The following is a 26,450-nucleotide window of genomic DNA, read 5'->3' on the forward strand; positions in this document are numbered from 1 at the left end:
GAGACCGCCATGCGGGTCGGCGTGCACATCAACCGGTTCGACCACCCCGGAGGCGGCCCGGCGCTGGCCGCCGAACTCGGCGCGGCGGGCGCCGCCGCTGAGGTCGCGGGGGTCAGCTGGCTGTCGGTGATGGACCACTACTTCCAGATGGAGTTCAACGGCGGCGCCGAGGACCCGATGCTGGAGGCGTACACGACGCTCGGCTACCTCGCCGGCCGTACCTCCACGGTGCAGCTCGGCGCCCTGGTCACCGGGGTGACCTACCGCCACCCCGGCCTGCTCGCCAAGATCGCCACCACGCTGGACGTGCTGTCCGGCGGCCGGGCCACCCTCGGGATCGGCGCGGCCTGGTACGACCGGGAGCACGCGGGCCTCGGTGTGGCGTTCCCGCCGGTCGCCGAGCGTTTCGAGCGGCTGGAGGAGACCCTGCGGATCTGCCTCCAGATGTGGGATCCGGAGGCCAACGGTCCGTTCGAGGGCAAGCACTACCGGCTCGCCGAGACCCTGTGCGTCCCGGCCCCGGTCAGCAGCCCGCGCCCCGAGATCATGATCGGCGGCGGCGGTGAGAAGAAGACGCTCCGGCTGGTCGCCCGGTACGGCGACGCCTGCAACCTCTTCACCACCACCCCGGAGGAGGTCGCGCACAAGCTGGACGTCCTGCGCGGCCACTGCGACACCGAGGGCCGCGACTACGACACGATCCGCAAGACCGTCGCCTACTCCGGCGAGGCGCTCGCGACCGGTGACCTCGATGCCTTCACCCGGGACATCACCGGCTACACCAAGCTCGGCATCGAGACGGTGATCCTCTCGCCCCGCACCGCCGAACCGGCGGCGTTCATCGAACGCTTCGCGGCCCCGGCCGTCGAGCGGCTGGCCGGGCTCGACTGAACCCTTCGAAGCACTACTGGGCGGGGCCGCTGCGCGAGACGATGCGCGTCCCGCGGTCGTCGACGGTGCGGACCTGCAGGGAACCGCAGCCGCACCGCGTCCACAGCGTGCTGCCCGCGGCGGTCGCGTGCCGGGACACCACCTGGAACGGCTCGGCATCGTCCGGCCATCCGCAGTGCGGGCAGCCGGTGCGGGTCGTGCTGGTCATGGGAACTCCTCGTACGTCGTGGCCGGTTGGCCGGCGCGGATGGGACCGTCGCGACACGATCCAGGGTGCGGCATCGCTTTCGTACACGTCCAGGTTGACTTTCTGGACGGCACCTTGAAGCGTGGGCTTCATGATTGACCTGCGCCGGCTTCACGTCCTGCGAGCGGTCGCGCACTACGGCACGGTCACCGCGGCCGCCCGCGCCCTGCACTTCACGCCGTCCGCCGCCTCGCAGCAGATCCGTCAGCTCGCCCGCGACCTGGGCGTCGACCTCCTCGAACCGCAGGGCCGGGGGGTACGTCTCACCCCGGCCGCCGAGAGTCTGCTCACGCACGCCGACGCCATCCAGGCCCGCTGGGAGCAGGCGGAGCTCGATCTGCGCGCCGAACGGGGCGCCCCCGCCGGGCCGTTGCGGGTGAGCGGGTATCCGGTGGCGATCTCGGTGCTGCTGGCGCCGATGGCGGCCCGGCTCCAGGAGCGGTATCCGCGGCTGGCCGTCCGCATCCGGGAGGCGGGGGTGCCGGAGAGCTTCGACCTCCTCTTCGAGGGCGAGGTCGAGCTGGCGATCGTCGAGGCGACCCCGTCCAACCCGCCGCTGAGCGACGCCCGGTTCGACCAACGGCCGCTCCTGGAGGACCCGTTCGACCTCGTCGTGCCCGCCGGTCATGCGCTGGCGGGCAGGGCACGCGTCGACCTGTCGGAGGCGGCGCACGAGGACTGGATCGCGCCCATGCCGGAGAGCCCCTGCCACACCCACATCATCTCCGCCTGCGGGGAGGCCGGGTTCAGTCCCGAGGTGGTGCACCAGGCCGTGGACTGGAACGTCACCGCCCAGCTCGTCGCCCACCGGCTCGGCGTCGCGCTCATCCCGCGGCTGGCCCAGCTCACCCCGGACCTGCCCATCAGCCGGGTGCCGTGCACGGGCAACCCGCACCGCAGGTTCCTCACCTGCACCCGGCGCGGCGGGCATGAACGCCCCGCGGTGGAGGCCGCGTTGACCGAGCTCAGGGAACTGGCCCCGACCGCGGTCGCCTGACCTGCCGAAGGGCACGCGAAAGGGGCCGGAGCGCCGATGGCTCCGGCCCCTTTCGAGGTGCTGCGGAGGAGGTCGGAGCTTCGATGGCTCCGGCCCCTTTCGAGGTGCTGCGGAGGAGGTCGGAGCTTCGACGGCTCCGGCCCCTTTCGAGGTGCTGCGGAGGAGGTCGGAGCTTCAGCGGCTCCGGCCCCCGCGAGGTGGTGCGGACGATCAGGCGGCGACGGTCTCGCCGGCGTGGCCGTGCAGACGGGCGACGACCTCGGTCAGCTGCTCGGCGACCTCGGTGTCGTCGGCCGGGTGGGTCTCGGCGAAGCGGACCACGGAGCCGGGGATGGAGAGCTTGACGTCCTCCAGCACCTTCGCGCCGGCGATGCCCAGGGCCTTGCGGGTCTCGTCCTGCGCCCACACGCCGCCGAACTGGCCGAACGCGGTGCCGACCACGGCGGCCGGCTTGCCGCCGAAGGCGCCGGCGCCGTACGGGCGGGACAGCCAGTCGATGGCGTTCTTCAGGACGGCCGGGATGGTGCCGTTGTACTCGGGGACGAAGAACAGGAAGCCGTCGGCGGCCTGGGCGGCGGCACGCAGCTTGGCGGCGGGGGCGGGGACGTTGCCCTCGACGTCGATGTCCTCGTTGTAGAACGGGATGTCGGCCAGGCCCTCGAAGAGCTCCACGGTCGCACCCTCGGGAGCGAACTTGACGGCCGCCTCGGCGAGCTGGCGGTTGTGCGAACCGGCGCGAAGGCTGCCGACGAGCGCAAGGATACGAACAGACATGCTAACTCCAGGGATACTGAAACACTGCCGTCACAATCCGGACCGGGGTCCGTTTACTGTGTATCACCCTAACCGGACCACGGTCCAGTTTCATTCCCGATGCTTTACGCTGTCGTCATGTCCGCCGATCTGCCGCCGCTCCCGCGGTCCCAAGATCCTCTTCGAGAGACCGAGGTGTTCCAGCTCGGTACCCGCGAGGAGGAGCAGTGCCTGCGCGCCGACGCCGCGCGCAACCGGGCCCGGCTGCTGGAGGCCGCCGCCAAACTGATCGCCGAGCACGGCGCGGCCGGGGTCACCATGGAGGCCGTGGCCGCCGCCGCCCAGGTCGGCAAGGGCACCGTCTTCCGTCGCTTCGGCGACCGCACCGGCCTGCTCATGGCACTGCTGGACCACTCGGCGCGTCAGCTCCAGGCGGACTTCATGAGCGGCCCGCCGCCCCTGGGGCCCGGCGCACCGCCCCTGGAGCGGCTGCGCGCCTTCGGCGTGGCCCTGCTCTACCGCTTGGAGGAGCAGCTCGACCTCCAGCTGGCCGCCGAGCCGGAGCCCACCCGCCGGTACTCCCACCCCACCTACCGGGCCATGGGCATGCATGTGGCGATCCTGCTGCGCCAGATCGTGCCGGACGCCGACTGCGAGCTGCTGGCCCGGTCGCTGCTCGCGTACCTCGACCCGGCCCAGATCCATCACCTGACCAGGGAGTGCGGGATGCCCATGGAGCGGCTGGAGGCCGGCTGGACCGACCTCGTCGCCCGGGTCACGCGGACCGCCCCGCCCGCCTGAGAGCCCCGCCGGGAGCGGTCTCCACAGGTTCTGCAAAGATGCCGTACGTCATGGTGCAGATACCGAAAACGCCCGCCCCCGGGGCCCCCGCACCGCGCTCCGTGCCCACGAGCGCCGATGTGGCCCGCCTGGCAGGCGTCTCGCGCGCGACCGTCTCCTACGTCCTGAACAACACCAGCGCCGTCCGGATCAGCGAACCCACCCGCCGCCGGGTCCACGAGGCCGCCAAGGAGCTGGGCTACGTGCCGCACGCGGCCGCCCGCAGCCTGCGCGCCGGACACAGCCGCCTGGTCCTGATGCCCGCCCCGACCATCCCCGTCGGCCAGCTCTACGGCCAGTTCATCAACGAGCTCCAGTGGGCCCTCAGCCGCCTCGACTACACCGTCGTCCAGCACGGCAGCGTCGGCCTCCACGGCGACGAGGCCGCCCGTGCCTGGGCCGAGCTGCGGCCCGTCGCCGTCCTGGTGCCCGGCGCCGGACTCGGTCCGAAGGGCGTCGCCGTCCTCAAGCGCTCCGGCGCCCGGGCCGTCGTCACCCTCGGCCCCGAGACCGTCGACGGCGCCCACGCCCTGCTCATGGACCACGAGGCCGTCGGCCACCGTGCCGGACGCCACCTGTACGAGCGCGGCAGGCGCCGCATCGGCGTCGTCGTCCCCGAGGAGACGGGCCTGGAGGCCTTCTCCCTGCCCCGCCTCGCCGGCGTCCGCGCCGCCCTGCGCGGCACCGACGCCACCGTCACCGACCTGCCGCTCGCGTACACCGAGGAGGCCGGCGCCCGGCTCGCCGCCCGCTGGCGCGAACTCGGGCTCGACGCGGTGTTCGCGTACAACGACGAGTACGCGATGCTGCTCATGCGCGCCCTGCTGGACCAGGGGATCGACGTCCCCGGCGAGACCGCCGTGATCGGCGCCGACGACCTCATGCTCGGCCGGCTGCTGCGCCCCCGGCTCAGCACGGTCCGGCTGGAGCTGCCCTCCGGCCGTGACCTCGCCGAACTCGTCGACCGTGCGGTGCGCAACCCCGCCGCCGCGCCCGAGACCCACAAGGTGCTGGAAGCCACGGTGGTGCACCGCGAGTCGAGCTGAAAGGCTGGCGCGCAACCGCTCACCGAGGGGAGACGGGCCATGCGCACGACGGTCGGCATCATCGGCGGCGGCCCCGCCGGACTGCTCCTCGCCCGGCTGCTGCACCACGCGGGCATCGACTGCGTCGTCCTGGAGGCGAGGACACGGGAATACGTCGAGCGGCGCCAGCGGGCCGGAATGCTGGAGCAGGGCACGGTCGACGCCCTGCGGGAGTGCGGCGCGGCCGACCGGCTGGCGGCACAGGGCCTGGTCCACCAGGGCATCGAGCTGCGCTTCGACCGGGAACGCCACCACATCGACTTCCCGGTCCTCACCGGCGGCCGCACCGTCACGATCTACGCCCAGACCGAGATCGTGAAGGACCTCGTCGCGCTCCAACTGGCCGACGGGCCGCCGCTGTTGTTCGAGGCGGAGGCGCTCACGATCGAGAAGCCGGAGTCCGACACCCCGGTCGTACGGTTCCTGCACGAGGGCCGTGAGCAGACGGTGAGCTGCGACTGGGTCGTCGGCTGCGACGGCTTCCACGGCATCGCCCGCGACACCTTCCCGGCCGGGATCGGGCGGACGTACGCCCACGACTACCCGTACTCCTGGCTCGGCGTCCTCGCCGATGTCGCCCCGTCCTGCGAGGAGTTGATCTACGCGCGCGGCGCGGGCGGCTTCGCCCTGCACAGCATGCGCTCGGCGCAGGTGTCCCGCCTGTATCTCCAGGTGCCGGGCGGCACCGACCCCGACGACTGGCCCGATGACCGGATCTGGGACGAACTCGCCGCCCGCTTCGCCATCGACGCCGACTGGACGCTGAACCGCGGCCCGATCACCGCCAAGTCCGTGACCCCGATGCGCAGTTACGTCCACGAACCCCTGCGGCACGGCCGGCTCCTGCTCGCGGGCGACGCCGCTCACATCGTCCCGCCGACCGGCGCCAAGGGCCTCAACCTCGCGGTCTCCGACGTCCGGCTGCTCGCCCGCGCCTTCGCGGAACTGCACCGCACCGGCTCCGAGCAGCTCCTGGACCGCTACTCCGCGTCCTGCCTCGCCAGGGTCTGGCAGGCCACCCGGTTCTCGTACGACATGACGACGATGCTGCACACCCGCCCGGGCGCCGACCCCTTCGACGACCGGCTCCAGCTCGCCCGGCTGCGGCGGATCACCGCGTCCCGGTACGCCGCCGCCGAACTGGCCGCGAACTACACGGGACTTCCCCTGGAGTGGTGAACACCCCAGGGTAAATCCCGCGCCACTACTGGCCGTTCGGCTCCGCGTTCGCCTGCTGCTCCTCGACCGCCTTGCGGACCTCGTCCATGTCCAGCTTGCGGGCCTGACCGATCACATCCGTCAGTGCCGCCTCCGGCAGCGCGCCCGGCTGCGCGAAAACGGCCACCCGGTCACGGACGATCATCAGCGTGGGAATCGACTGGATACCGAAGGCCGCGGCCAGCTCCGGCTGCGCCTCGGTGTCCACCTTCCCGAAGACCAGGTCCGGGTTCTCCTCGGCGGCCTTGTCGTACACGGGCGCGAACTGACGGCACGGCCCGCACCAGGACGCCCAGAAGTCGATCAGGACGAAGTCGTTGTCCGTGACCGTCTGGTCGAAGTTCTCCTTGGTGAGCTCCACGGTGTTGCTCATGGCACGCATCCCTCTTCCTGATGTCGGGGCCTAGCCATGCGCACAAACACGGCCTGCCGGGTAGGTATTCCGCGCGCGTACCCATGTGGCCCGCGCGCACACCACCCAGCAGACTGACCCCTATGACGGAAACGGAATCCACTGTGTACGACGTCGTGGTGCTCGGAGCCGGGCCCGTGGGGGAGAACGTCGCCGACCGCACGCGCGCGGCCGGCCTCTCCACCGCGGTCGTGGAGAGCGAACTGGTCGGCGGCGAGTGTTCGTACTGGGCGTGTATGCCCAGCAAGGCCCTGCTGCGCCCGGTCATCGCCCAGGCCGACGCCCGCCGACTGCCCGGCCTCGCCCCCGCCGTACAGGGCCCCCTCGACACCGCCGCGGTCCTCGCCCGCCGTGATGAGTACACCTCGCACTGGAAGGACGACGGCCAGATCCGGTGGCTGGACAGCATCGGGGCCGACCTCTACCGCGGCCACGGCCGCCTGACCGGCCCGCGCACCGTGACCGTGGGCGACAAGGTCCTCACCGCCCGGCACGCCGTCGCCGTCTGCACCGGCACCCGCGCCGTGCTGCCGGGCCTGCCCGGACTCGACGCGGTCAAGCCCTGGACCAGCCGCGAGGCCACCAGCGCCAAGGCCGCGCCCGGCCGGCTGATCGTCGTCGGCGGGGGAGTGGTCGCCACCGAGATGGCCACGGCCTGGCAGGCCCTCGGTTCCCGGGTCACCCTCCTCGTGCGCGGCAAGGGGCTGCTCAACCGCATGGAGCCCTTCGCCGGCGAACTGGTCGCCGAGGCGCTCACCGAGGCCGGCGTCGACGTCCGCACCGGCACCTCGGTCCGGTCGGTGACCCGGGAGAACGGCACCGTCGTGGCCGTCACCGACGCAGGCGACCGCATCGAGGCCGACGAGATCCTCTTCGCCACCGGCCGCGCCCCGCGCACCGACGACATCGGCCTGGACACCGTCGGCCTCGAAGCCGGCTCCTGGCTCGACGTCGACGACAGCCTTCGCGTGACCGGCACCGACTGGCTCTACGCCGTCGGCGACGTCAACCACCGTGCCCTCCTCACCCACCAGGGCAAGTACCAGGCCCGCATCGCCGGAGCCGCCATCGCCGCCCGTGCCTCCGGGACCGACGTCCAGGCCGACCCGTGGGGCGCGCACACCGCGACCGCCGACCACTCCGCCGTGCCCCAGGTCGTCTTCACCGACCCCGAGGCGGCCGCCGTCGGCCTGTCCCTCGCGGAGGCCGAACAGGCCGGCCACCGGGTCCGCGCGGTCGACTACGACCTCGCCAACGTCTCCGGCGCCGGCCTGTACGGCGACGGCTACCGCGGCCGGGCCCGCATGGTCGTCGACCTCGAACGCGAGATCCTGCTCGGCGTCACCTTCGTCGGCCCGGGCGTCGGTGAGCTCATCCACTCCGCGACCGTCGCCGTAGCCGGAGAGGTGCCGATCAGCAGGCTCTGGCACGCCGTCCCGGCCTACCCGACGATCAGCGAGGTGTGGCTGCGCCTGCTGGAGACGTTCCGGGACAGCTGAGCGTCAGTCCGGCAGCGGGAAGCCCAGGGCGGCAGCCGCCTCCCTGGGCGTCGGCTGCGCCCAGCGCTCCGCCATCGCCTGGTTCGAGGACAGTGAGCGCAGCTCCGCCCGGTCCAGGTACAGCGTGCCGTCCAGGTGGTCCGTCTCGTGCTGCACGATCCGCGCGGGCCACCCGGAGAACACCTCGTCGACCGACCGCCCGTGCTCGTCCTCGGCCGTCAGCCGCACCCGGTCGAACCGGTCCACGACCGCCTGCCAGCCCGGCACGCTGAGACAGCCCTCGAAGAACGCGGCCCGCACGGTACCGACCCCGTCGTACGACGGATTGACCAGCACCCGGAACGGCTGCGGCACCCGCCCCCGAGCCAGCCGAATCTCGTCCGGCACCGGCGCCGGGTCCTCGATCACCGCGATCCGCAGCGGCACCCCCACCTGCGGCGCCGCGAGGCCCACGCCGGGGGCCGCGTGCATGGTGACGCGCAGCGCCTCGACGAACCGGGCCAGCAGCGCGGAGTCCAGCTGGCCCTCGAAACGCTCGGTGCCGCGCCGCAGCACCGGATCGCCGGCCGCCACGATCGGCAGCGGACCGTCGGTGGCGAGGAGTTCCTCGACCAGCTCGGCAAGGGGCTTGTGATCCGGGGGAGTTGCCATCGCGCCAGGATGCCATGCCGTCCGCCCGTGTGACGCAGGCCACTTCGACCTCCGGGAACTCGGGGCGGGTTCCGTCCGACTACTGGACCGACCGGAACAAGCCACGCACGTCCCCACCCTCCGGAGTACACCGCCGATGACCTCCGCTCCTCCGACGACCGCCGACGAGACCCGGAAAGCCGCCGACCCGCCGCCAAGAACCGGCAGTTGGGCGCCGCTGCGCCCGCTGGTGCTGCGTCTGCACTTCTACGCCGGGCTGTTCGTCGCGCCCTTCCTGCTGGTGGCCGCGGTCACCGGATTCCTGTACGCCACCTCGTTCCAGGCCGAGAAGATCCTGTACGCCGACGAGATGACCGTCTCCGCCGTCGGCGACGCCAAGCTGCCGATATCCGAGCAGGTCACCGCCGCCCGCGAGGCCCACCCCGAAGGATCCGTCGCGGCCGTCCGGCCCTCCCCGACGGACGACGCGACCACCAGGGTCCTGCTGTCCGGCGTCAAGGGCGTCGGCCCCGACCACACCCTCGCCGTCTTCGTCGACCCGTACACCGGCAAGGTCGAGGGCGCCCTCGAACAGTACGGCTCCTCAGGCGCGTTGCCGCTGCGCACCTGGATCTCCGAGCTGCACCGCAATCTGCACCTCGGCGAAACCGGCCGCCTCTACTCGGAGTTCGCCGCGAGCTGGCTGTGGGTCATCGCCGGGGCCGGTCTGGTGCTGTGGTTCACCCGGCGCCGGGCCCGGCGCAAGGTACGCGGCACCGAAGGGCGGCGCCGCACGCTCGGGCTGCACGCCACCGTCGGCGCCTGGGCCGCCCTCGGCTTCTTCTTCCTGTCGGTGACCGGTCTGACCTGGTCGACCTACGCCGGCGCGAGCATCGACGACCTGCGCAGCTCGCTCGGCCAGACCACGCCCTCGGTGTCGGCGACCGCCGGCGGCGACCACTCCGGGCACGGCGCCGCCGCCTCGACGGGGGACGCCGAGCACGGCGTAGGCCTCGACAAGGTCCTGGCCGCCGCGCGCGCCGAAGGCCTCGGCGATCCCGTCGAGATCGTGCCGCCGGCCGACGCGTCGTCGGCGTACGTCGTGAAGCAGATCCAGCGCAGCTGGCCCGAGAAGCAGGACGCGGTCGCCGTCGACCCGGCCACCGGCCAGGTCACCGACGTGCTGCGGTTCGACGACTTCCCGGTGCTCGCCAAGCTCACCCGCTGGGGCATCGACCTGCACACCGGCACCCTGTTCGGCCTCGGCAACCAGATCGTCCTCATGCTCGTGGCGCTCTCCCTGATCCTGCTGATCGTGTGGGGCTACCGCATGTGGTGGATGCGCGGCCGCGGCAACGCCTTCGGCCGTCCGATCCCGCGCGGCGCCTGGCAGAAGGTGCCCCCGCAGATCCTGCTGCCCTGCGTCGCGGTCATCGCGGTCCTCGGCTACTTCGTGCCGCTGCTCGGCATTCCGCTGGCCGCGTTCCTCGTGGCCGACGTGGTGCTGGGCGAGATCGCGCACCGGCGGCAGCGCCACGCCTGACGCGGGTACGACGACGGGGCCCGGTTCCTTTCGCGGAACCGGGCCCCGGTCTGGTGGTGCGGGTTCGTCTACAGCTCGTCGAAGTCGCCGGCCAGCGCGGACGCGAGGCGCAGATGCGGCTCGGCCTCCTCGTGCCGGCTCTGCCGCTCCAGCGTGCGGCCCAGCATCAGACGGGCGTAGTGCTCGACCGGGTCGCGCTCCACGATGATGCGCAGCTCCGCCTCCGCGCGGCGCAGTTGGGCCGAGTGGTAGTAGGAGCGGGCCAGCAGCAGCCGCGGTCCGGTCTGCTCCGGCACCTCCTCGACCAGCTTGCCCAGGACGCGCGCCGCGGCGGCGTAGTCCTTGGCGTCGAAGAACATCCTCGCGCGCTCCCAGCGCTCCGCCGGCGTTCCGTGGTCGTAGTACGTCATGTCCACTCTGACCTCCTTCGACGCCGTCAACGGAGCGCGGTGATTGAATATTCCACTAACCGTTCAGGGTGGCGAGTTCGGTGTTCGCCCGCTCGGTGATGAGCGTCAGCACCCGTCCGGCGACGGCGAGATCCTCCACGGGGATGTCGGCGTAGACGCGGGCGCTGATGGGGGCGGTCTCGGCGGACGTCGTGTCGTACAGCTCCCGTCCGGCGTCCGTGATCCGCACCCGTGACGGCTCCTGGGGGGCCAGCAGCTGCGCGGCGATCAGCTCGTCGACGACGGCCGAGGCCTCCGCGGCGTCGATCTTCAGCGAGCCGACGACACCGTCGACGAGGTGCTCCCGCTCCATCGGCCCGTCGGCAAGGGCGGCGAGGCGGAGGGAGACGGACTGCTGGAACGTCACGTCGTGGCGGGCCAGTACCTGCTCCAGGACCGCTCGGGCCGCGTAGTGCGCCAGGGCTATGACGCGCGGGTTCAGCAGGGGAGGTGTGGTGGTGGTCATGACTGCTCCTTGTCGGACTCACTGATGCCGGCGAGTGGATCGAGAGGTGCGTCGAGCAGGGTCGCGAGTTCGGCGCTGAACTCCCGGGTGCGTGGGCTGTCGAGCCCGCCGAGCGGTGCGAGGAGCTGCTCCAGCAGCCCCTGGACGACCTTGATGGCCTGCCGGGTGGTGTCGCGGCCCTGCTCGGTCAGCGCCAGCTGGACGGCGCGCGGGTCGCGCGGGTCCCGGGTGCGTTCGATCAGGCCCGCCGACTCCAGGGAGCGCGCCAGCTTGGACACGTACAGCGGCTCCAGGCCGGTCTGGTCGGCCAGGCGCCGCTGGCTGGGGCGCTCGCCGGCGCGCTGCATGCCGTAGAGGGAGGCGGTCAGCGAGTACTGCGCGTGCGTGAGGCCCAGTGGGGCCACCGCGCGGTCGACCGCGGTCCGCCACTTCATCGACAGTCGCCACACCAGGAAACCGGGTGTCGCCTTCTCGTAACCCTTGCTCATGACAGATACAGTACATGGCTACTATGTACATGGCTACTATTTTTCGGAGCGGCCACAGCCCGGACGACGGACTGACGGGATGCCGTCCGCGGGGCTAGGTTGGGCGGCATGAGCAATCTTGATCGCGAGGCGGCTCCCGCCCTGTGCGGCGGCCGCGGCTTCGTGGTGGCGGAGCCCGTTCGCGAACTCCTCAGCCCGCGCACCGTCAAACTCGGCGAGTCCAGCGAGGTCCGCCGACTGCTGCCCAACCTGGGGCGCCGCATGGTGGGCGCCTGGTGCTTCGTCGACCACTACGGCCCCGACGACATCGCCGACGAACCCGGCATGCAGGTGCCCCCGCACCCGCACATGGGCCTGCAGACGGTCAGCTGGCTGCACGAGGGCGAGGTCCTGCACCGCGACTCGACCGGCAGCCTCCAGACGATCCGCCCGCGCGAACTGGGCCTCATGACCTCCGGACGGGCCATCAGCCACTCCGAGGAGAGCCCCAAGTCGCACGCCCGCTTCCTGCACGGCGCCCAGCTGTGGGTCGCCCTCCCGGACGGCCACCGCCACACCGACCCGCGCTTCGAGCACCACGCCGAGCTGCCGCAGATCACCGCGCCCGGCCTGAGGGCCACCCTCATCCTCGGCGACCTCGACGGCGCGACCTCGCCCGGGACGACGTACACCCCGATCGTCGGCGCCGACCTGGCGCTGGCCGCCGGCGCGGACGTACGCCTCCCGCTGGTACCGGACTTCGAGTACGCCGTGCTGTCCATGTCCGGCGAGGCCCACGTGGACGGCGTCCCGGTCCTGCCCGGCTCCATGCTCTACCTCGGCTGCGGCCGCACCGAACTGCCGCTGCGCGCCGCGTCGGACGCGGGTCTGATGCTGCTGGGCGGGGAGCCGTTCGAGGAGGAGCTGATCATGTTCTGGAACTGGATCGGACGCTCCCAGGAGGAGATCGAGCAGGCCCGCGCCGACTGGATGACGGGCACGCGCTTCGGCGAGGTGAAGGGGTACGACGGGGCTCCGCTGCCGGCTCCGGAACTGCCGCCGCTGCCGTTGAAGCCGCGCGGAAGGGTGCGCTGAGACGTATTGGACTGTACGTCCAGGGACTGGATCTGTAGTCTAGACGCGCTGGTCGGTCACGAGAGTGTCGGGAGTGCGTCATGACGTCCGAGCGAGCCCTGGAAGCCGAGCGGGATGCGATCGTCGCCGCTTTGACGCCGGTCGTCGACGGGCTGGTGGCGACGTTCGGGCCGTTGTGCGAAGTGGTGCTGCACGACTACCGGAAGCCCGAGAAGTCCGTCGTCGCCCTCGCCGGTTGCGTGACCGGGCGGGCGGTCGGCGGGGCGATGAGTGAGATCGGCCTGCGGATCGTGGCCCGCGGTGACGAGGCAGGCGACGAGTTGAACTACGTCACGCGCACGGGTACCGGCACCACCGTCAAGTCGTCCACGATGGTGCTGCGCGATTCCACGGGCACCGTGTTCGGCGCCCTGTGCGTCAACGTCGACGTGACCGCCGTCAGCGAGGCCCACGCCCTGCTCGGCGCCCTGGCCGGGGGCGTCGCCGCCCCCGCCGAACTGCCGGTCACCACCTTCGGCGACGACATCGACTCCGTCGTCGACGTCATCCTCGACGCCCACCGGCACCAGCCCTGGGGCGCGCTCGACCGCGCCGGCCGCCTCGCGCTGTTCCGCAGTCTCGACGAGCGCGGCGTCTTCGCCGTGCGCCGCGCCATCGAGCAGGTCGCCGCCCGCCTCGGCATCTCCCGCGCCTCCGCCTACAGCTACCTCTCCCAGGCCCGCGCCACGACTCCCGGAGGATCCGCGTGACCGTCACGCCCCCGCCCGTCACCCTCGACGACGTCCGTTCCGCCGCCGACCGGCTCAAGGGTGTCGCCCACCGCACCCCGGTCCTGCGCTCGCGCACCCTCGACGCGCGCGTGGGCGCCGAGGTCTTCCTCAAGTGCGAGAACTTCCAGCGGGTGGGCGCCTTCAAGTTCCGCGGCGCCTACAACGCGGCCTCCCGTCTCACCCCCGAGCAGCTCGCCCGCGGGATCGCCGCCTACTCGTCCGGCAACCACGCCCAGGCGGTCGCCCTCGCCGCCCGTGAGCTCGGCAGCACCGCGGTGATCGTCATGCCCGAGGACGCCCCGCCCTCGAAGCGGGCCGCCACCGCCGGCTACGGCGCCGAGATCGTCTCGTACGACCGCTACACCGGCGACCGCGTGGCCATCGCCGGAGCCCTGGCCGCCGAGCGCGGGCTCGCCCTGATCCCGCCGTACGACCATCCGCACGTCATGGCCGGACAGGGCACGGCGGCCCTGGAACTCCTGGAGGAGACAGGGGAGCTGGACGCCCTGCTGGTGCCCGTCGGCGGGGGCGGGCTGATCGCCGGGTGTGCCACGGCGGCCAAGGGCCTGTATCCCGGCGTCCGGATCGTCGGTGTCGAGCCGGAGGCCGGCGACGACACCAAGAGGTCGCTGGAGGCGGGGCGGCGCGTCGAGATCCCGGTGCCCCGCACCATCGCCGACGGGCAGGCGCTGCACATCCCCGGGGAGCTGACCTTCCCGGTGAACCAGCGGCTGGTCGACGGGATCGCGCTGGTCACCGACGACGAGATCCGGGACGCGATGCGCTTCGCCTTCGAGCATCTGAAGATCGTCGTCGAGCCGAGCGGCGCGACACCGCTGGCCGCGCTGCTGTCCGGCCGGGTGGCGGCGCTGCCGCGCCGCGTCGGGGTGATCGTCTCCGGTGGGAACGTCGACGCGGCACGGTTCGCCGCGCTCTGCGGCTCCGCGGGGGACTGACGCCGCACTCGAATGGCGGCGCCGAGTGGACAGGCGGACGATGGAGTGGGGCGTGAGGTGAAGGGAGAGCCGACATGCTGGAGACGAAGACCCTCGACAAGCCGGACGAGCGGCGGGACTTCCCCCGAGGTCACCTGGAGGCGGTCCACCTCACCGGCCTCGACTTCGCGGTGGGGACCTTCGAGCCCGGATGGCGCTGGTCCGAGTCCGTGGCACCCATCGTCGGGACCACGAGCTGCGAAGTGCACCACAACGGCTATGTCGTCCAGGGCCGCATGCACATCGTCATGGACGGCGGCGGCGAGACCGAGGTGGGACCCGGCGACGTCTTCGTGATCTCGCCCGGCCACGACGCCTGGGTGGTCGGCGACGAACAGTGCGTGGTCTACGACTTCGCGGGAACCATGGCCAACGAGTACGCCAAGCCCGCCTAGGGATGGCGGGCACGGCAGACAAGGGCTGCTGTCGGCTAGATCGGCAGCAGCCTTCCCACCAGCGCGCCCAACTGTCGTACGTTGCGGCACTCGTGCATCTCCACCAGCTCGGCGTACTCGGGCGCCGCGGAGTCGCCGGTGCCCCACAGTGAGCGCTGCTCGGGGTTCAACCAGTAGACCCGGCGGGCCCGTTCGGTGAGGTGACGGACGGCCGCGAGGTTCGGGTCGCTCATGTTCGTCCGGGCGTCACCGAGGACGAACACCGTCGTACGGGGCCCGATGGCGTCGCCGTGCCGCTCCGTGAACTCCCCGAGGGCGACGCCGTAGTCACTGCTGCCGTGCCAGCCGGTGAGCGTCGCCTCCGCCTGGATACGGGCGCCGAGCCCCGCCGCGTCGGCGGCGCCGTGCTCCAGGAGACCCGTCACCTCGTCGATGCGGTTGACGAAGGCGAACACCCGCACCTTGCTGAACTGGTCGTGCAGTGCCTGCACCAGCAGCATCGTGAAGTCGGAGAACCCGGACACCGAGCCCGACACATCGCACAGCAGCACCAGTTCGGGCCGGGCCGGGCGGCGCCGGCGCAGCACCGGCCGCATCGGCACCCCGCCCGTGGACAGCGACCCGCGCAGGGTCCGCCGCAGATCGATGCTGCCCCGGGCGGCCCGCCGCCGACGGGCGGCCAGACGCGTCGCCAGCTTCCGGGCGAGCGGCTGAACCGTCCGGCGCAGCTCGGCCAGTCGGTCCTTCCCGGCGAACAGGAAGTCGACCCGGTCCGCCGTCGGCGCCACCGCGCGGCGGGCGATCTGGTCCCGGTCGCGCCGCTCGGCGACCCGCCGCCGCGCCTCCGTCGCCACCAGCCCCCGGAACGCCTCGATCCGGCGCCGGATCTCGTCGTCGAGCAGCCGGTCCGCGAACCCCGAACTCCCGCTCTGCGCCCGGACGTCGGCGCGGACCCGCGCGAGCAGCGTCTGCGGGCGGATCCGGTCGAGGGTCTGGTACGACGACCAGCCGTCCGAGCCGGGGGAGGAGCCGTAGCCGCCGAAGCCGTCGACGGCCTCGCTCGCGAGCCGGGCCAGCAACGCCTCGTCGTTCGCGGCGAGAGCCGCCGCGAGCCGGTCGCGCAGGTCGTCCCGGTCCGCCGTCCCGGGCTCCGGCGCGCCGACTCCGCGCGGGAAGTACAGGTCGAAGACCGGGTCGAACACCGGCCGTTGGGCGCTGCCGTGCAGCAGCGTCGCGGCCAGCCCCTCGCGCAGCAGCTCCCGGTCCTCGAACCCGAGCGCCGCCATGGCCTGGGCCGCGTCCACGGTCTCGCCGGTCCCGACGCGGATGCCGTGGGCGCGCAGCGCGGCGACGAGCGAGGTGAGGCGCTCGGCGACGGGCGTGGTCACAGCGCGTCCAGGTCGAGCTTCGCGGCCGCCTTCAGGACGTCGTCCTGGTGCTTGAGCAGGACGCCCAGGGTGGCCCGTACGACGGTCTCGTCCAACGAGTCGGCGCCGAGCGCGAGCAGGGTGCGCGTCCAGTCGATGGTCTCCGCGACCGACGGCACCTTGCGCAGGTCCATCGCGCGCAGCGCACCGACCACTCGGACCACCGACTCGGCCAGCGCCGCGTCGAGGCCGGGCACCTTCAGGCGGACGATCCGGCGCTCCAACTCCTCCTCGGGGAAACCGATGTGGAGGAACAGACAGCGGCGGCGCAGCGCCTCGGACAGCTCGCGGCTCGCGTTGGAGGTGAGGACGACGAAGGGGCGCCGGGTGGCGGTGATCGTGCCCAGTTCGGGCACCGTCACCTGGAAGTCGCTGAGCACCTCCAGGAGGAGGCCCTCCACCTCGACGTCCGCCTTGTCGGTCTCGTCGATCAGCAGGACCTTCGGCTCGTCGCCCCGGATCGCCGTCAGCAGCGGGCGGGTGAGCAGGAACTCCTCGCTGAAGATGTCGGTGCGGGTCTCGTCCCAGGTCTCGTCGCGGCCCGCGCTGATGCGCAGCAGCTGCTTGGCGTGGTTCCACTCGTACAGCGCCCGGGACTCGTCGACGCCCTCGTAGCACTGCAACCGCACCAGCTCGGCCCCCGCGATCTCGGCCACGGCCTTGGCGAGCTCGGTCTTGCCGACCCCGGCGGGGCCCTCGACCAGCAGCGGCTTGCCGAGGCGGTCCGCGAGGAAGACGGTGGTGGCGACCGCGGGCGAGGCGAGGTAGCCGGTCTCGGCGAGGCGTGCGGAGACGTCGTCGACGGAAGTGAACAACGGGGCCTCCTGGGCGGTGGCGATCCATACGGTCGAGCTTTTGACCTCACCTATCTAAGCGCTTGTTCACCGCTCCTGTCACCCGGTATCCCGAGGAGGGGCGGCCGCCGAAGCAGCCGCCCCTCCGCACCCGCAGAGCGCTCACGCCGTCAGCGCCACCGCCTCCGTCGCCGGTGTGCGCAGCACCTTCCGGGCCGTCGCCAGGCCCGTCCCCACCGTCACCGCCGCCGCGACGGACACGACCGCGAGCCAGATGCCGACGACCTGCCCCGGCAGCACCGCGTCGCTGCGGACCACGGTGAACGGGACGATCCCCGCCAGCGCCGCGACCGTGCCGAAGAAGACCCCGGCGACCGTGAGGACCAGCCCCTCGGCACCCACCATGCCGAGCACCTGACCGGGCGTCGCGCCGGCCAGCCGCTGCTGGCCGAACTCCCGGCTGCGGTACGTGGTCGCCGCGTACAGCGAGTTGACCAGCATCACGCAGACGAAGACGACGATGATCCCGACGACCGTGAAGTTCAGCGTCTCCAGGTTCTTCGCGTCCACCGACTTCACCAGCCCCGAGGCCGCGACCTCGTCACTCTCCACCGCCTGCGCGGTGAGCGTGGTCGTGGCCACCGCCGTGAACAGGACCAGCGACATCAGGATCCCGGCGAGCTCCCCGGCCCGCTCCCGCAGATTGCGCACCGCCAGCCAGCCGCTCGCCCCGGACAGCGCCAGCCGGTCCAGCAGCCCCTTCAGCAGCCGCGGCGACAGCAGCGCGAAGCCCACCGACAGCAGGATCGCCCCGTACGCGGGCGGCGCCATGAGCGCCTCGTCCGTCGCCTTCATGAGGAAGGTGGAGCACACCGCCAGGGTGCCGGTCACGAGAGCGGCGTACGCGAAGAACGTGCGTGCCCCGTTCCGCCGCCGCTGCCCCCGCGTCGCCCGCCGCACGGCGAGGAACGCGGCGCCCACCGCGGCGATCAGGGTGATGTCGACGCCCGTCAGCAACGCGATCGGACCGAACGAGTAGTCCACCGAGTCCGCCACCTGGCCGCTGTCCTGGAACACCGCCAGCAGCGCCCGCCCGCCGAGCATCGCGGGTCCGATCGCCAGCGCCGCGCCCACCAGGGCGACGGCCAGCGCCTCACCGACGACCATCCGCTTCAGCTGCGCCGGAGTCGCCCCCGAGCAGCGCAGCAGCTCCAGCTCGGCGGCTCGCCGGCGGACGTTCACCGTCAGCGTGGAGGCGACGGCGAAGAACACCAGCAGCGAGCCGTAACCGCCGACCACGCTCGCCGCGGTCGTCAGCGTGTTCGAGCTGACCGAGTCGACGCCGCTCCCGGCCGCCGTGTCGTGCATCGAGTTGAACGTCATGATGATCGCCGCGCCCAGGAACGCGGACAGCAGCGTCGCGAGGAACCGTCCGGGCCGTTGCCGGATCGACCGCAGGGCCAGTACGAACATCGCTCACACCCCCGCCGTCACGTCGTCGCCCAGGTGCGCGAGGCGTTCGGCGACCGCGTCCGCGGTCGGCGCGTGCAGCTGACCGGCCAGCCGGCCGTCCGCGAGGAACAGCACCGAGTCGGCGTAGCCGGCGGCGACCGGGTCGTGCGTCACCATCACCACGGTCCGCCCGTGCACCCGTACCGCCTCCTGGAGCAGCCGCAGCACCGTGCGCGCACTGCGCGTGTCCAGAGCGCCGGTCGGCTCGTCGGCGAAGATCACCCGGGGTTCGCAGACCAGCGCCCGGGCGATCGCGACCCGCTGCCGCTGACCGCCGGAGAGCTGGTCGGGGCGGTGGCCCAGCCGGTCGCCGAGCCCGACCTGGGTCAGGATCTCCCGGGCCCGCCCGCGGTCGACGCGCCGCCCGGCCAGCTTCAGCGGCAGCACCGTGTTCTGCGCGACGGTCAGCGTGTCCAGCAGGTTGTACTGCTGGAACACGAAGCCGACCCGCCCGCGCCGGAACTTCGTCAGCTCCGCCTCCGTGCCGCCGGTCAGCTCGGTGCCGTCCACGACCACGATGCCGTGATCGGGCCGGTCGAGTCCGGCCGCGCACTGGAGCAGCGTGGACTTCCCGGACCCCGAGGGCCCCATCACCGCGGTGAAGGTGCCCCGGGCCAGCCCGAGCGTGACCCCGTCCAGTGCGGTCACGGCGCTGTCGTCGCTGCCGTAGGTCTTGCTGACCTTGACCAGCCGCAGCGCTTCTGCGGCGGGTCCCGTGTCGTGCCTGCGTCGCGAGCCTGTGCGAAACATCGTCATCACCTCTCGGTCGGGCACCCCCTGTGCCCCGCCAACGAAGCTACGGAGATGAAGGCCAGGCCACACGGGGCGCAGAACCCGTATCCGAGGGTGTACTCAGCACCACCCCGTACGGGTCACCAGAACGCGCCGACCCGCTGCCCTGCCCGATGCAATGACTCCATGACCGCGCCCCCGGACGACTGCCTCGCGCGTAACGAGTGGATCTGCGGCGAGTATCTGAGCACCCGTCGCCAGATCCTCTGGGACGCGGTCGTCCAGCACCTTCAGCTGACCGCCGTCTCGGTGCTCATCGGCCTCGTCATCGCCCTGCCGCTCGCGGTCCTGGCGCGCCGCTGGGGCTGGGCGGCCGGACCCGTCCTCGCCGTCACGACGATCCTCTACACGATCCCGTCCCTGGCGATGTTCTCGCTGCTCCTGCCCGTGTACGGGCTCTCCGCGAGCCTGGTCGTCGCGGGTCTCGTCCTCTACTCGCTCACCCTGCTGGTCCGGAACATCCTGGCCGGCCTGCGGGCCGTCCCCGAGGAGACCCGGCAGGCCGCGCGCGGCATGGGCTACGGCCCGATCCGCCTCCTGCTCACCGTGGAACTGCCCCTCGCCCTGCCCGCCGCGATGGCCGGACTGCGCATCGCCATGGTCTCCGCGGTGTCGCTGGTGACGGTCGGCGCGATCGTCGGCCACGGCGGACTCGGCAACCTCATCTACGCCGGTATGAACACCTACTTCAAGGCCCAGGTCCTGACCGCCTCCGTCCTGTGCGTCGTCATCGCGATCCTCGCCGACGTCCTGCTCCTCGGCGTGCAGCGGCTGCTCACCCCCTGGACGAGGGCGACCCGCGGATGACCACCCTCACCGACGCCTGGGACTGGCTCACCGACCCCGCGCACTGGGCGGGCGACGACGGGATCTGGCACCGGCTGCTGCAACACCTCGTCCTCACGGTCGTCTGCCTGGTGATCAGCTGTCTGATCGCCCTGCCGATCGCCCTGGTGCTGGGCCACCTCGGCAAGGGCGGCGCGCTCGCGGTCAACATCTCCAACATCGGCCGCGCGGTCCCCACCTTCGCCGTGCTGGTCCTGCTGCTCCTCACCCCGATCGGCGACTGGGGAGAAGGCCCCACGGTGGTGGCGCTGGTCCTGTTCGCCCTGCCGCCCCTGCTCACCAACGCGTACGTCGGCATGCGCGAGGTCGACCGGAGCGTCGTCCAGGCGGCGCGCGGCATGGGGATGACGGGGCGGCAGACGATGGTCCAGGTGGAACTGCCCCTCGCGCTCCCGATGATCCTGAACGGGGTCCGGATCGCCGCCGTCCAGCTCGTCGCGACCGCCACGATCGCCGCGCTGGCGGGCGGGGGCGGACTGGGCCGGATCATCACGGCCGGCTTCAACCTCGCCAGTACGCCGCAGGTGGTGGCCGGGGCGGTGCTGGTCGCCGCGTTCGCACTGATCGTCGAGGGGGTCTTCGAGCTCGCGGAACGGTTCGCGCCGCACTGGGCGAGGGGGAGCCGATGAGGCGGCTGGGGGCCGTACTGGTCGCGCTGCTCCTGACGGGCTGTGCCACCGGCCCGTCCCTGGAGAACCAGGGCGCCGTCACCGCCGCACCCGGCGACAGCCACCATCTGACCATCGGTTCCGCCGGGTTCACCGAGAGCGACCTGCTCGCCCAGATGTACGCCCTGCTCCTGGACCAGGCCGGCTACAAGACGTCCCTGCTGACCGTCGCCAACCGCGAACTGTACGAACCGGCCCTGGAGTCCGGCCAGATCGACGTCGTCCCCGAGTACGCGGCCACCTTCGCCGACTGGCTCAACGCCAAGACCCACGGCGCCGACGCGGCCCCGGCCGGCTCACCGGACCTCGACGCCACGATGACCGCCCTGCGCCGGCTGGCCACGCCCCGCGGTCTGACGGTCCTCGACCCCGGCCGGGCGGTGGACCAGAACGCCTTCGCGGTGAGCGCCTCGTACGCCCGCGAGCACGACCTGAAGACCCTGAGCGACCTCGGCGCCTCGGGGCTGGAGGTACGGCTGGCCGCGGGCGACGAGTGCGTGCAACGGCCGTACTGCGAACCGGGGTTGAAGAAGACCTACGGTATCGACATCACCGGCGTGGACCCGAAGGGCGTCGGCACCACACAGGCCAAGCGGGCCGTGCAGAGCGGTGACGACCAGATGGTGCTGACCACCACGACCGACGCCACGCTGGGCGACTTCGGGCTGGTGCTGCTCGCCGACGACAAGCATCTCCAGAACGCCGACTACGTGGTGCCGGTCGTCAACCGCGCCCGCGCCGGCAGCGAGGGCGTCACCAAGGCGCTGGGCGCACTGAACGACGTCCTGACGACGGCCGACCTCGCGTCGATGAACCAACAGGTGGACAGCTGGCGGCGGTTGGCACGGGACGTGGCGCGGGCCTATCTGGCGGACAAAGGGCTGCTGAAGTGAAGTGTCAGTGGGGCGTCGTAGATTGCCGCCATGGGTGTCTATCTGGTGGATGTGGGCGCGGAGGACTGGCGCGCCGAGTACGAGGGCGGGTACGGCGAGATCGCTTCCGCCCTCGACGAGAAGCTGACCGCGCGAGGCCTGTCGGCGTACGAGGTTCCGGCGGCATGCAGGGGTCTGGCGTTCGGGGAGAAGTTCAGCCCCTCCATGGACGGCTTCGTCGAGCTGTGCCGCGCGCATCTGACCCGAGACGAGGAGGAGATGCTCTGCGGCTGGTCGGTGCTGGTGCCGGTCCCGCTCGACGAGACGATCGAACTGCCCGTGGAGTCCGCCTACACCGATACGACCGTGGTCGCAGGAGCGCCCCAAGTCCTCGCCCTCGCCCAGCGGTTGGCGGCGGCGATCGGGCTGCCGCCGACGCTGCCCGTCTCGCGCGCGAACCTCGACCTGACCAATTGGTTCCTCGACGGGCAGGCCGAGAAGACCGCCGCCGCCCGCCCCGGCCCCTGGGCCGAGGACCTGGACGCCGCCTTCTACGTCGCCCTCTACCTCCGCGCCGCCCAGCACTCCCTGCGCCGCGGCTGCCCGATCACCTTCAGCTGACGTGACGGCTCCGTGACGTCGGTGACCGTACTGGTGCGGCGGCGGGCCTTCCCGACGCCCGCCCGGGCGGGTACACCCAGTGCATGGGGGACAACGGGGGATACCGTCACCCGCGGTGGCGGGGAATGCGTGCATTGGTCGACCGGGCGGACAGCGAGCTGCGGCCCGAGGGACTCATGAATGTGGTGCCGGTCGGAATGGACCGGGCCTATGTGCAGTTCGGTGATCTCTATCCCGAACAGCAGCTTCAGCTTCAACTGCTCTACGGCGCCTCGCAGAGCGCCTTCGAGCCGCACACGCGAGTGTCGGCTCGCGTCACCGTCCGGCGGGTGCTCGGCAACGCGCTGAGCGACCCACGGCTCGGCGACGCCAAGCCCAACGAGCACCTCACCGAGTATCTCGACCAGGAGATCGCCGACCTGCGCGGCCGACTGGCGCAGGACAGCGCCACGGCCGTCAGCCGGGGCCTCAACATCGGCCTCGGCCTGGGCTCCGCCGCGAGCCTCGTGCTGCTCGCGGTGCCGCTGCTGGGCGGCGTCGGTCTGCTCGGCGCGCTCGGCGTCACCCTCAACTGCACCAATCGCTGGAGCCTGTTGGGTGCCGTGGTGTGCGGTGGGGTCGGCGCGTTCGGCGCGGTGCTCAGTGTGCTGGTACGGCTGCGGGGCAGCGCGGACCAGCTGGCGCGGCGGCAGACCGACGGCCGGGAGGGCGTGGCCGTCCCGGGGCAGATGGCCCGCAGCATGCGGCACGAGGGCCTCTACCGGGTGTTCGTCGGCTGGGTGCTCGCCCTGGCCGTGTACTTCCTGTTCAGCGGCGGCATCGTGCCGATCTTCGAGGTGCCCGCCACGGCGGCCGACATCTGCCCGGCGCCCGGGAGGTCGGGGTCCCCGGTCAAGGGCACGGACTTCTGGGGCTTCTGGTGTGCCGTCGGTTTCGTGGCGGGCTTCAACGAACGGTGGGCGTTCGGCATCCTGGGGCGGGACGCGGCGCGGCGGCAGAGCAAGAGCTAGGCGTCAGAAGGCCGTTGGGCGCCGGTCGAGCAAGGGCTAGGCGTCAGAAGGCCGTTGAGCGCCGGTCGAGCAAGGGCTAGGCGTCAGAAGGCCGTTGAGCGTCGAGGTCGTACTCGAACCACGCCCGGTGGGTGCCGTCCGTGTCGATCGCCATGCCGCCGGAGCCAGTGATGCCCGCCAGCGCTCCCGTTCCGCTGCCCGGGACGATCACGAAGAACTCGCTCTGCCGGTCCGTGCCCAGAGTCGTCGCCGAGTGGGCGAAGTTGAACGCGCCCGCCCGGCCGCCGAGCGAGCCCTCGAAGGACTCCATCGCGACATACGTACCGACCCCGGTGCCCTGGTCGTACGCGGCCGTGAACAGGGTGTCCGAGCGCCCCGTGACCTCACCCTCGTACGTCTTCTCCATCGTGGCGACGCCGACCGGCACCGCCGTCTCGATGCCCGGCGCCGGCACCGGGGCCGGTGTGAAGTCCGCGACCTTGAACGTTCCCGAAGCTCTCATGCCCCGAGACTAGGACGCGCCACTGACAACGGCCCGGCGCCGACGTCTCCTACGCGGCCGCGCCCGGCCCTCCCCGGCGGATCTCCTCGATCAGCAGCTTCGCGGCGACCATCGCCCCGTCCGTGCGCATCCTGCCCGCCACGGCCTCGGCCCGCTCGCGGGTCTCCGGGGACAGCGCCTTCTCCAGCGCGGCCGACAGGGACTCCAGCGTGGGCTTCGGGCCGTCGTGGGCCACGCCGATGCCCAGCTCGGCCACCTGGGCCGCCCACAGCGGCTGGTCCGCGACCTGCGGCACGATCACCTGTGGAGCGCCGGCCCGCGCCGCCGTCGTGGTCGTACCCGCGCCACCGTGATGGACGACGGCGGCCACCCGGGGGAACAGCAACTGGTGGTTGACGTCGCCGACGGCGAAGCAGTCGTCCTGGCCGTCCACCAGCGCCAGCTCGGCCCAGCCACGCCCCAGCAGCACCCGGCGGCCCCGCGCGCGGACCGCCTCGATCGCCACCGGTCCGACATCGCTCGCGGCATGCATGGCCATGCTGCCGAACCCGACGTACACCGGCGGCGCACCGGCGGCCAGGAACGCCTCCAGCTCGGCCGGCAGTGGCCGGTCGTCCGGCCGGATCCACGCGCCGGTCGGCACGAGTTCGAGGTCCGTCATCTCCTGCCACGGGCCCAGCGCCGGGTCCGCCGCCAGCCACGGCCGCTCGGTGAGGACGTGGTCGCGGACGTTGTCCACCGGCGGCATCCCGAGGGCTGCCCGGTGGGTGTTGAGGGCCTCGCCGTACAGCGCGTTCACGCGCTCCGCGTCCAGGCGCCACAGCTCCTTGAGGTCGGTCACGCCGGGCGGGTTCGGCTTGCCCGGCCGCTTCAGCGGCGCGTACCGCGACGACGGCAGCCCGCACGGGTGGAAGCAGGCGAGCACGTAGGGGATGCCCAGATGCTCGGCCACCGACCGCGCGCCGGCCGGCATCAGGCCGGTCGCCAGCAGCGCGTCACACCCCTCGGCCGCCTTGGCGACCTCCCCGAAATGACCGGCGACCAGCTCGGCCGCGACCTTGAACGCGAGATCGGGGGACGGCCCCCGCGCCCCCGTCACCAGCGCCCGCACCGACGAACCGAACGGCACCACCTCCGCACCGGCACCGGTCAGCAGCGCCGCGAGCTCCTCGTCCGGAGGCACACACGCCCGCACTTCCACATCGAGCTCCCGCAGCGCCGCCGTCAGCCCCGCAAGCGGTTCGACGTCCCCGCGCGACCCGTACGACATCAGCAACACACGCACTTCGACACTCCCGTTTCCGCTGGTCCAGGCGGTCAGGCCGGAGATTCTGCGGCATGAGGGGGGCCTTGCGGCAAGCCCCCCTGTGCGCTATAGCTTGATAGTGGCGGGGAGTTGTTGAACTCTTCGCCCTTCGTATGTCGGTTCCGCGCGTCGGCCCGGCTACGCGTCCGCCACCGATGCGAACCGCACCTGATCCCGCGCCACCCCCAACGCGTCCGCGTCCACCGACCGCCGCAGTGCCTCATGCAGCTTCGCCGGGGTCAGGACGCCCAGGAAGCGCGCCCCGTCCAGGACCGCGACCCACCCGGCATCGTGCTGGAGCATCACGCCGAAGGCCTGCCTCAGGGGCGCTCCGACCGGCACCCAGGCGTTCATCCGGTGCGCGTGGTCGCCGACCGTCCCGTCCGCCGCGAGGTCGTCGGCGCCGATCCAGCCGTGCAGGGTGCCGTCGTCGTCCAGCACGACGGCCCAGCGCGCCCCCTCCGCCCCGAGCCGTCGCGCCGCCGCCCCGGTCGGCTCGTCGAGGCGGGCCAGCGGCGGCTGCTCCAGGTCGTCGGCCTCGATCTCGGTGACCGACAGCCGCTTCAGCCCACGGTCGGCACCCACGAACTCGGCCACGTACGGCGTCGCCGGTGCCCCCAGCACCGCCCCGGGCGTGTCGAACTGCTCGATGCGGCCCTGCCCGTACACGGCGATACGGTCGCCCAGCCGCACCGCCTCCTCGATGTCGTGCGTGACCAGCAGTACCGTCTTGCGCACGGCGGCCTGCATCCGCAGGAACTCGTCCTGCAACTGCTCCCGCACCACGGGGTCGACGGCGCCGAACGGTTCGTCCATCAGCAGCACCGGCGGATCGGCGGCCAACGCCCGTGCCACGCCGACCCGTTGTCGCTGTCCGCCGGACAACTGGTCGGGGTAGCGCGGCCCGTACCGCTTGGGGTCGAGGCCCACCAGGTCGAGCAGTTCGGCGGCGCGCGCCCGCGCCTTGGCCTTCTTCCAGCCGACGAGCGCCGGCACGGTCGCCGTGTTGTCGAGGATCGTGCGGTGCGGGAAGAGTCCGACCTGCTGGATGACGTAGCCGATGCGGCGGCGCAGGCGGACCGGGTCCACCGTGGCGATGTCGTCGCCGTTCACGAAGATCCGGCCCGAGGTCGGCTCGATCAGCCGGTTGACCATCATCATGGTCGTCGTCTTCCCGCAGCCGGACGGGCCCACGAGCGTGACGAGTTCGCCCTCGGACACCTCGAAACTGAGGTCGTCCACGGCCGTCGTACCGTCCGGATACCGCTTGCTGACCTGCTCGAACCGGATCATGACCTCACGCTAAGGGCGTGCGTCCGATCACGCCCTCCAGCAAGGTCCCACCGGC

30 protein-coding genes are annotated in these 26,450 nt (G+C 72.1%); 16 read left to right on the top strand and 14 right to left on the bottom strand.

The features are described 5' to 3' along the window. The first annotated feature begins 9 nt into the window (after nt 1-9). Nucleotides 10-891, top strand: a complete 882-nt coding sequence (locus CRP56_RS36960; protein ID WP_097271568.1) for an LLM class F420-dependent oxidoreductase — start codon at nt 10-12, stop codon at nt 889-891. Between the two features lie 13 nt (nt 892-904). Here the strand turns inward: CRP56_RS36960 and CRP56_RS36965 are convergent, their stop codons facing one another. Further along, nucleotides 905-1,099: a hypothetical protein gene (locus tag CRP56_RS36965; RefSeq protein WP_097271570.1), complete on the bottom strand. Its 195-nt coding sequence runs from the start codon at nt 1,097-1,099 to the stop codon at nt 905-907. A gap of 130 nt (nt 1,100-1,229) precedes the next feature. On the opposite strand from CRP56_RS36965, the gene CRP56_RS36970 reads away from it, so the two are divergent. Beyond that, nucleotides 1,230-2,135 carry a LysR family transcriptional regulator gene (locus tag CRP56_RS36970; protein WP_097274812.1) on the top strand — a complete coding sequence of 302 codons (906 nt, stop codon included), beginning with the start codon at nt 1,230-1,232 and terminating at the stop codon, nt 2,133-2,135. Nucleotides 2,136-2,345: 210 nt separating this feature from the next. Here the strand turns inward: CRP56_RS36970 and CRP56_RS36975 are convergent, their stop codons facing one another. After that, nucleotides 2,346-2,909 (bottom strand): NAD(P)H-dependent oxidoreductase, encoded by a 564-nt coding sequence (locus tag CRP56_RS36975; RefSeq protein ID WP_097271572.1) that lies wholly within the window; start codon nt 2,907-2,909, stop codon nt 2,346-2,348. 99 nt (nt 2,910-3,008) lie between these two features. Here CRP56_RS36975 and CRP56_RS36980 point away from each other — a divergent pair, with 99 nt between their 5' ends. Genes CRP56_RS36980 through CRP56_RS36990 form a run of 3 tightly spaced genes read left to right on the top strand, consistent with a single transcriptional unit; the run spans nt 3,009 to nt 5,992 of the window. After that, the gene (locus CRP56_RS36980; protein ID WP_097271574.1) at nt 3,009-3,689 is read left to right on the top strand and encodes a TetR/AcrR family transcriptional regulator; all 681 of its coding nucleotides are present in this window, start codon (nt 3,009-3,011) and stop codon (nt 3,687-3,689) included. 38 nt (nt 3,690-3,727) lie between these two features. Beyond that, on the top strand, nt 3,728-4,774 hold the full coding sequence (locus CRP56_RS36985) for a LacI family DNA-binding transcriptional regulator (protein ID WP_179851210.1): 1,047 nt from the start codon (nt 3,728-3,730) through the stop codon (nt 4,772-4,774). Nucleotides 4,775-4,813: 39 nt separating this feature from the next. Further along, nucleotides 4,814-5,992 (top strand): 4-hydroxybenzoate 3-monooxygenase, encoded by a 1,179-nt coding sequence (locus CRP56_RS36990; RefSeq protein ID WP_097271577.1) that lies wholly within the window; start codon nt 4,814-4,816, stop codon nt 5,990-5,992. 25 nt (nt 5,993-6,017) lie between these two features. On the opposite strand, the gene trxA is transcribed toward CRP56_RS36990, so the two are convergent. After that, the gene (gene trxA / locus CRP56_RS36995; RefSeq protein WP_097274816.1) at nt 6,018-6,404 is read right to left on the bottom strand and encodes a thioredoxin; all 387 of its coding nucleotides are present in this window, start codon (nt 6,402-6,404) and stop codon (nt 6,018-6,020) included. A 122-nt stretch (nt 6,405-6,526) separates the two neighbouring features. Here trxA and CRP56_RS37000 point away from each other — a divergent pair, with 122 nt between their 5' ends. Beyond that, the gene (locus CRP56_RS37000; RefSeq protein WP_097271579.1) at nt 6,527-7,942 is read left to right on the top strand and encodes a dihydrolipoyl dehydrogenase family protein; all 1,416 of its coding nucleotides are present in this window, start codon (nt 6,527-6,529) and stop codon (nt 7,940-7,942) included. Between the two features lie 3 nt (nt 7,943-7,945). Here CRP56_RS37000 and CRP56_RS37005 read toward each other — a convergent pair whose 3' ends face one another. After that, nucleotides 7,946-8,593 (bottom strand): peptide deformylase, encoded by a 648-nt coding sequence (locus CRP56_RS37005; RefSeq protein WP_097271581.1) that lies wholly within the window; start codon nt 8,591-8,593, stop codon nt 7,946-7,948. A 136-nt stretch (nt 8,594-8,729) separates the two neighbouring features. On the opposite strand from CRP56_RS37005, the gene CRP56_RS37010 reads away from it, so the two are divergent. Continuing rightward, nucleotides 8,730-10,115, top strand: a complete 1,386-nt coding sequence (locus CRP56_RS37010) for a PepSY-associated TM helix domain-containing protein (RefSeq protein WP_097271583.1) — start codon at nt 8,730-8,732, stop codon at nt 10,113-10,115. A gap of 68 nt (nt 10,116-10,183) precedes the next feature. On the opposite strand, the gene CRP56_RS37015 is transcribed toward CRP56_RS37010, so the two are convergent. Genes CRP56_RS37015 through CRP56_RS37025 form a run of 3 tightly spaced genes read right to left on the bottom strand, consistent with a single transcriptional unit; the run spans nt 10,184 to nt 11,518 of the window. After that, nucleotides 10,184-10,531 (bottom strand): tetratricopeptide repeat protein, encoded by a 348-nt coding sequence (locus CRP56_RS37015; protein WP_059194731.1) that lies wholly within the window; start codon nt 10,529-10,531, stop codon nt 10,184-10,186. 49 nt (nt 10,532-10,580) lie between these two features. After that, the gene (locus tag CRP56_RS37020) at nt 10,581-11,030 is read right to left on the bottom strand and encodes a winged helix DNA-binding protein (RefSeq protein ID WP_097271585.1); all 450 of its coding nucleotides are present in this window, start codon (nt 11,028-11,030) and stop codon (nt 10,581-10,583) included. Continuing rightward, nucleotides 11,027-11,518: a MarR family winged helix-turn-helix transcriptional regulator gene (locus tag CRP56_RS37025; RefSeq protein ID WP_097271587.1), complete on the bottom strand. Its 492-nt coding sequence runs from the start codon at nt 11,516-11,518 to the stop codon at nt 11,027-11,029. The genes CRP56_RS37020 and CRP56_RS37025 overlap by 4 nt, the downstream gene beginning before the upstream one ends. Nucleotides 11,519-11,626: 108 nt before the next feature. On the opposite strand from CRP56_RS37025, the gene CRP56_RS37030 reads away from it, so the two are divergent. The 4 genes from CRP56_RS37030 to CRP56_RS37045 all read left to right on the top strand — a co-directional run bounded on the left by CRP56_RS37030 (nt 11,627) and on the right by CRP56_RS37045 (nt 14,752). Further along, the gene (locus CRP56_RS37030) at nt 11,627-12,592 is read left to right on the top strand and encodes a pirin family protein (protein ID WP_097271589.1); all 966 of its coding nucleotides are present in this window, start codon (nt 11,627-11,629) and stop codon (nt 12,590-12,592) included. A gap of 80 nt (nt 12,593-12,672) precedes the next feature. Continuing rightward, nucleotides 12,673-13,341: a helix-turn-helix transcriptional regulator gene (locus tag CRP56_RS37035; RefSeq protein WP_097271591.1), complete on the top strand. Its 669-nt coding sequence runs from the start codon at nt 12,673-12,675 to the stop codon at nt 13,339-13,341. Next, nucleotides 13,338-14,318: a threo-3-hydroxy-L-aspartate ammonia-lyase gene (locus CRP56_RS37040; protein WP_097271594.1), complete on the top strand. Its 981-nt coding sequence runs from the start codon at nt 13,338-13,340 to the stop codon at nt 14,316-14,318. The genes CRP56_RS37035 and CRP56_RS37040 overlap by 4 nt, the downstream gene beginning before the upstream one ends. Before the next feature lie 74 nt (nt 14,319-14,392). Further along, complete coding sequence (locus tag CRP56_RS37045) at nt 14,393-14,752, top strand: cupin domain-containing protein (RefSeq protein WP_097271596.1); 360 nt, start codon at nt 14,393-14,395, stop codon at nt 14,750-14,752. A gap of 35 nt (nt 14,753-14,787) precedes the next feature. Here CRP56_RS37045 and CRP56_RS37050 read toward each other — a convergent pair whose 3' ends face one another. From CRP56_RS37050 to CRP56_RS37065, 4 genes are all read right to left on the bottom strand, one after another. Further along, nucleotides 14,788-16,140 carry a vWA domain-containing protein gene (locus CRP56_RS37050; RefSeq protein ID WP_097271598.1) on the bottom strand — a complete coding sequence of 451 codons (1,353 nt, stop codon included), beginning with the start codon at nt 16,138-16,140 and terminating at the stop codon, nt 14,788-14,790. Further along, nucleotides 16,137-16,994 carry an AAA family ATPase gene (locus CRP56_RS37055; protein WP_097271601.1) on the bottom strand — a complete coding sequence of 286 codons (858 nt, stop codon included), beginning with the start codon at nt 16,992-16,994 and terminating at the stop codon, nt 16,137-16,139. Before CRP56_RS37055 ends, CRP56_RS37050 begins: the two co-directional genes overlap by 4 nt. Before the next feature lie 141 nt (nt 16,995-17,135). After that, the gene (locus CRP56_RS37060) at nt 17,136-18,446 is read right to left on the bottom strand and encodes an FtsX-like permease family protein (protein ID WP_097271603.1); all 1,311 of its coding nucleotides are present in this window, start codon (nt 18,444-18,446) and stop codon (nt 17,136-17,138) included. Nucleotides 18,447-18,449: 3 nt separating this feature from the next. After that, a complete protein-coding gene (locus CRP56_RS37065; protein WP_179851211.1) occupies nt 18,450-19,235 on the bottom strand; it encodes an ABC transporter ATP-binding protein in 786 nt (261 codons plus the stop codon). A gap of 168 nt (nt 19,236-19,403) precedes the next feature. Here CRP56_RS37065 and CRP56_RS37070 point away from each other — a divergent pair, with 168 nt between their 5' ends. From CRP56_RS37070 to CRP56_RS37090, 5 genes are all read left to right on the top strand, one after another. Beyond that, nucleotides 19,404-20,084 (top strand): ABC transporter permease, encoded by a 681-nt coding sequence (locus CRP56_RS37070; RefSeq protein ID WP_097271607.1) that lies wholly within the window; start codon nt 19,404-19,406, stop codon nt 20,082-20,084. Further along, nucleotides 20,081-20,752, top strand: a complete 672-nt coding sequence (locus tag CRP56_RS37075; RefSeq protein ID WP_097271609.1) for an ABC transporter permease — start codon at nt 20,081-20,083, stop codon at nt 20,750-20,752. Before CRP56_RS37070 ends, CRP56_RS37075 begins: the two co-directional genes overlap by 4 nt. After that, a complete protein-coding gene (locus CRP56_RS37080; RefSeq protein ID WP_097271611.1) occupies nt 20,749-21,684 on the top strand; it encodes an ABC transporter substrate-binding protein in 936 nt (311 codons plus the stop codon). Before CRP56_RS37075 ends, CRP56_RS37080 begins: the two co-directional genes overlap by 4 nt. Before the next feature lie 30 nt (nt 21,685-21,714). Next, a complete protein-coding gene (locus CRP56_RS37085) occupies nt 21,715-22,284 on the top strand; it encodes a hypothetical protein (protein WP_097271613.1) in 570 nt (189 codons plus the stop codon). Between the two features lie 125 nt (nt 22,285-22,409). After that, complete coding sequence (locus CRP56_RS37090; RefSeq protein WP_257041493.1) at nt 22,410-23,294, top strand: hypothetical protein; 885 nt, start codon at nt 22,410-22,412, stop codon at nt 23,292-23,294. A gap of 76 nt (nt 23,295-23,370) precedes the next feature. Here the strand turns inward: CRP56_RS37090 and CRP56_RS37095 are convergent, their stop codons facing one another. From CRP56_RS37095 to CRP56_RS37105, 3 genes are all read right to left on the bottom strand, one after another. Further along, the gene (locus CRP56_RS37095; protein WP_097271617.1) at nt 23,371-23,796 is read right to left on the bottom strand and encodes a DUF3224 domain-containing protein; all 426 of its coding nucleotides are present in this window, start codon (nt 23,794-23,796) and stop codon (nt 23,371-23,373) included. Nucleotides 23,797-23,845: 49 nt separating this feature from the next. Further along, nucleotides 23,846-25,081 (bottom strand): glycosyltransferase, encoded by a 1,236-nt coding sequence (locus CRP56_RS37100; RefSeq protein ID WP_097271619.1) that lies wholly within the window; start codon nt 25,079-25,081, stop codon nt 23,846-23,848. Nucleotides 25,082-25,240: 159 nt separating this feature from the next. Next, a complete protein-coding gene (locus tag CRP56_RS37105) occupies nt 25,241-26,395 on the bottom strand; it encodes an ABC transporter ATP-binding protein (protein ID WP_097271621.1) in 1,155 nt (384 codons plus the stop codon). Between the last annotated feature and the right edge of the window lie 55 nt (nt 26,396-26,450).

It is taken from the genome of Streptomyces sp. TLI_55 (assembly GCF_900206255.1).
Taxonomy (GTDB): domain Bacteria; phylum Actinomycetota; class Actinomycetes; order Streptomycetales; family Streptomycetaceae; genus Streptomyces; species Streptomyces aquilus.

Coding starts and splice junctions, on each gene's coding strand:
- CRP56_RS36960 (WP_097271568.1), top strand. CDS start 10: ATGCGGGTCGGCGTGCACATCAACCGGTTCGACCACCCCGGAGGCGGC.
- CRP56_RS36965 (WP_097271570.1), bottom strand. CDS start 1,099: ATGACCAGCACGACCCGCACCGGCTGCCCGCACTGCGGATGGCCGGAC.
- CRP56_RS36970 (WP_097274812.1), top strand. CDS start 1,230: ATGATTGACCTGCGCCGGCTTCACGTCCTGCGAGCGGTCGCGCACTAC.
- CRP56_RS36975 (WP_097271572.1), bottom strand. CDS start 2,909: ATGTCTGTTCGTATCCTTGCGCTCGTCGGCAGCCTTCGCGCCGGTTCG.
- CRP56_RS36980 (WP_097271574.1), top strand. CDS start 3,009: ATGCTTTACGCTGTCGTCATGTCCGCCGATCTGCCGCCGCTCCCGCGG.
- CRP56_RS36985 (WP_179851210.1), top strand. CDS start 3,728: ATGCCGTACGTCATGGTGCAGATACCGAAAACGCCCGCCCCCGGGGCC.
- CRP56_RS36990 (WP_097271577.1), top strand. CDS start 4,814: ATGCGCACGACGGTCGGCATCATCGGCGGCGGCCCCGCCGGACTGCTC.
- trxA (WP_097274816.1), bottom strand. CDS start 6,404: ATGAGCAACACCGTGGAGCTCACCAAGGAGAACTTCGACCAGACGGTC.
- CRP56_RS37000 (WP_097271579.1), top strand. CDS start 6,527: ATGACGGAAACGGAATCCACTGTGTACGACGTCGTGGTGCTCGGAGCC.
- CRP56_RS37005 (WP_097271581.1), bottom strand. CDS start 8,593: ATGGCAACTCCCCCGGATCACAAGCCCCTTGCCGAGCTGGTCGAGGAA.
- CRP56_RS37010 (WP_097271583.1), top strand. CDS start 8,730: ATGACCTCCGCTCCTCCGACGACCGCCGACGAGACCCGGAAAGCCGCC.
- CRP56_RS37020 (WP_097271585.1), bottom strand. CDS start 11,030: ATGACCACCACCACACCTCCCCTGCTGAACCCGCGCGTCATAGCCCTG.
- CRP56_RS37025 (WP_097271587.1), bottom strand. CDS start 11,518: ATGAGCAAGGGTTACGAGAAGGCGACACCCGGTTTCCTGGTGTGGCGA.
- CRP56_RS37030 (WP_097271589.1), top strand. CDS start 11,627: ATGAGCAATCTTGATCGCGAGGCGGCTCCCGCCCTGTGCGGCGGCCGC.
- CRP56_RS37035 (WP_097271591.1), top strand. CDS start 12,673: ATGACGTCCGAGCGAGCCCTGGAAGCCGAGCGGGATGCGATCGTCGCC.
- CRP56_RS37045 (WP_097271596.1), top strand. CDS start 14,393: ATGCTGGAGACGAAGACCCTCGACAAGCCGGACGAGCGGCGGGACTTC.
- CRP56_RS37060 (WP_097271603.1), bottom strand. CDS start 18,446: ATGTTCGTACTGGCCCTGCGGTCGATCCGGCAACGGCCCGGACGGTTC.
- CRP56_RS37065 (WP_179851211.1), bottom strand. CDS start 19,235: ATGTTTCGCACAGGCTCGCGACGCAGGCACGACACGGGACCCGCCGCA.
- CRP56_RS37070 (WP_097271607.1), top strand. CDS start 19,404: ATGACCGCGCCCCCGGACGACTGCCTCGCGCGTAACGAGTGGATCTGC.
- CRP56_RS37075 (WP_097271609.1), top strand. CDS start 20,081: ATGACCACCCTCACCGACGCCTGGGACTGGCTCACCGACCCCGCGCAC.
- CRP56_RS37080 (WP_097271611.1), top strand. CDS start 20,749: ATGAGGCGGCTGGGGGCCGTACTGGTCGCGCTGCTCCTGACGGGCTGT.
- CRP56_RS37085 (WP_097271613.1), top strand. CDS start 21,715: ATGGGTGTCTATCTGGTGGATGTGGGCGCGGAGGACTGGCGCGCCGAG.
- CRP56_RS37090 (WP_257041493.1), top strand. CDS start 22,410: ATGCGTGCATTGGTCGACCGGGCGGACAGCGAGCTGCGGCCCGAGGGA.
- CRP56_RS37095 (WP_097271617.1), bottom strand. CDS start 23,796: ATGAGAGCTTCGGGAACGTTCAAGGTCGCGGACTTCACACCGGCCCCG.
- CRP56_RS37105 (WP_097271621.1), bottom strand. CDS start 26,395: ATGATCCGGTTCGAGCAGGTCAGCAAGCGGTATCCGGACGGTACGACG.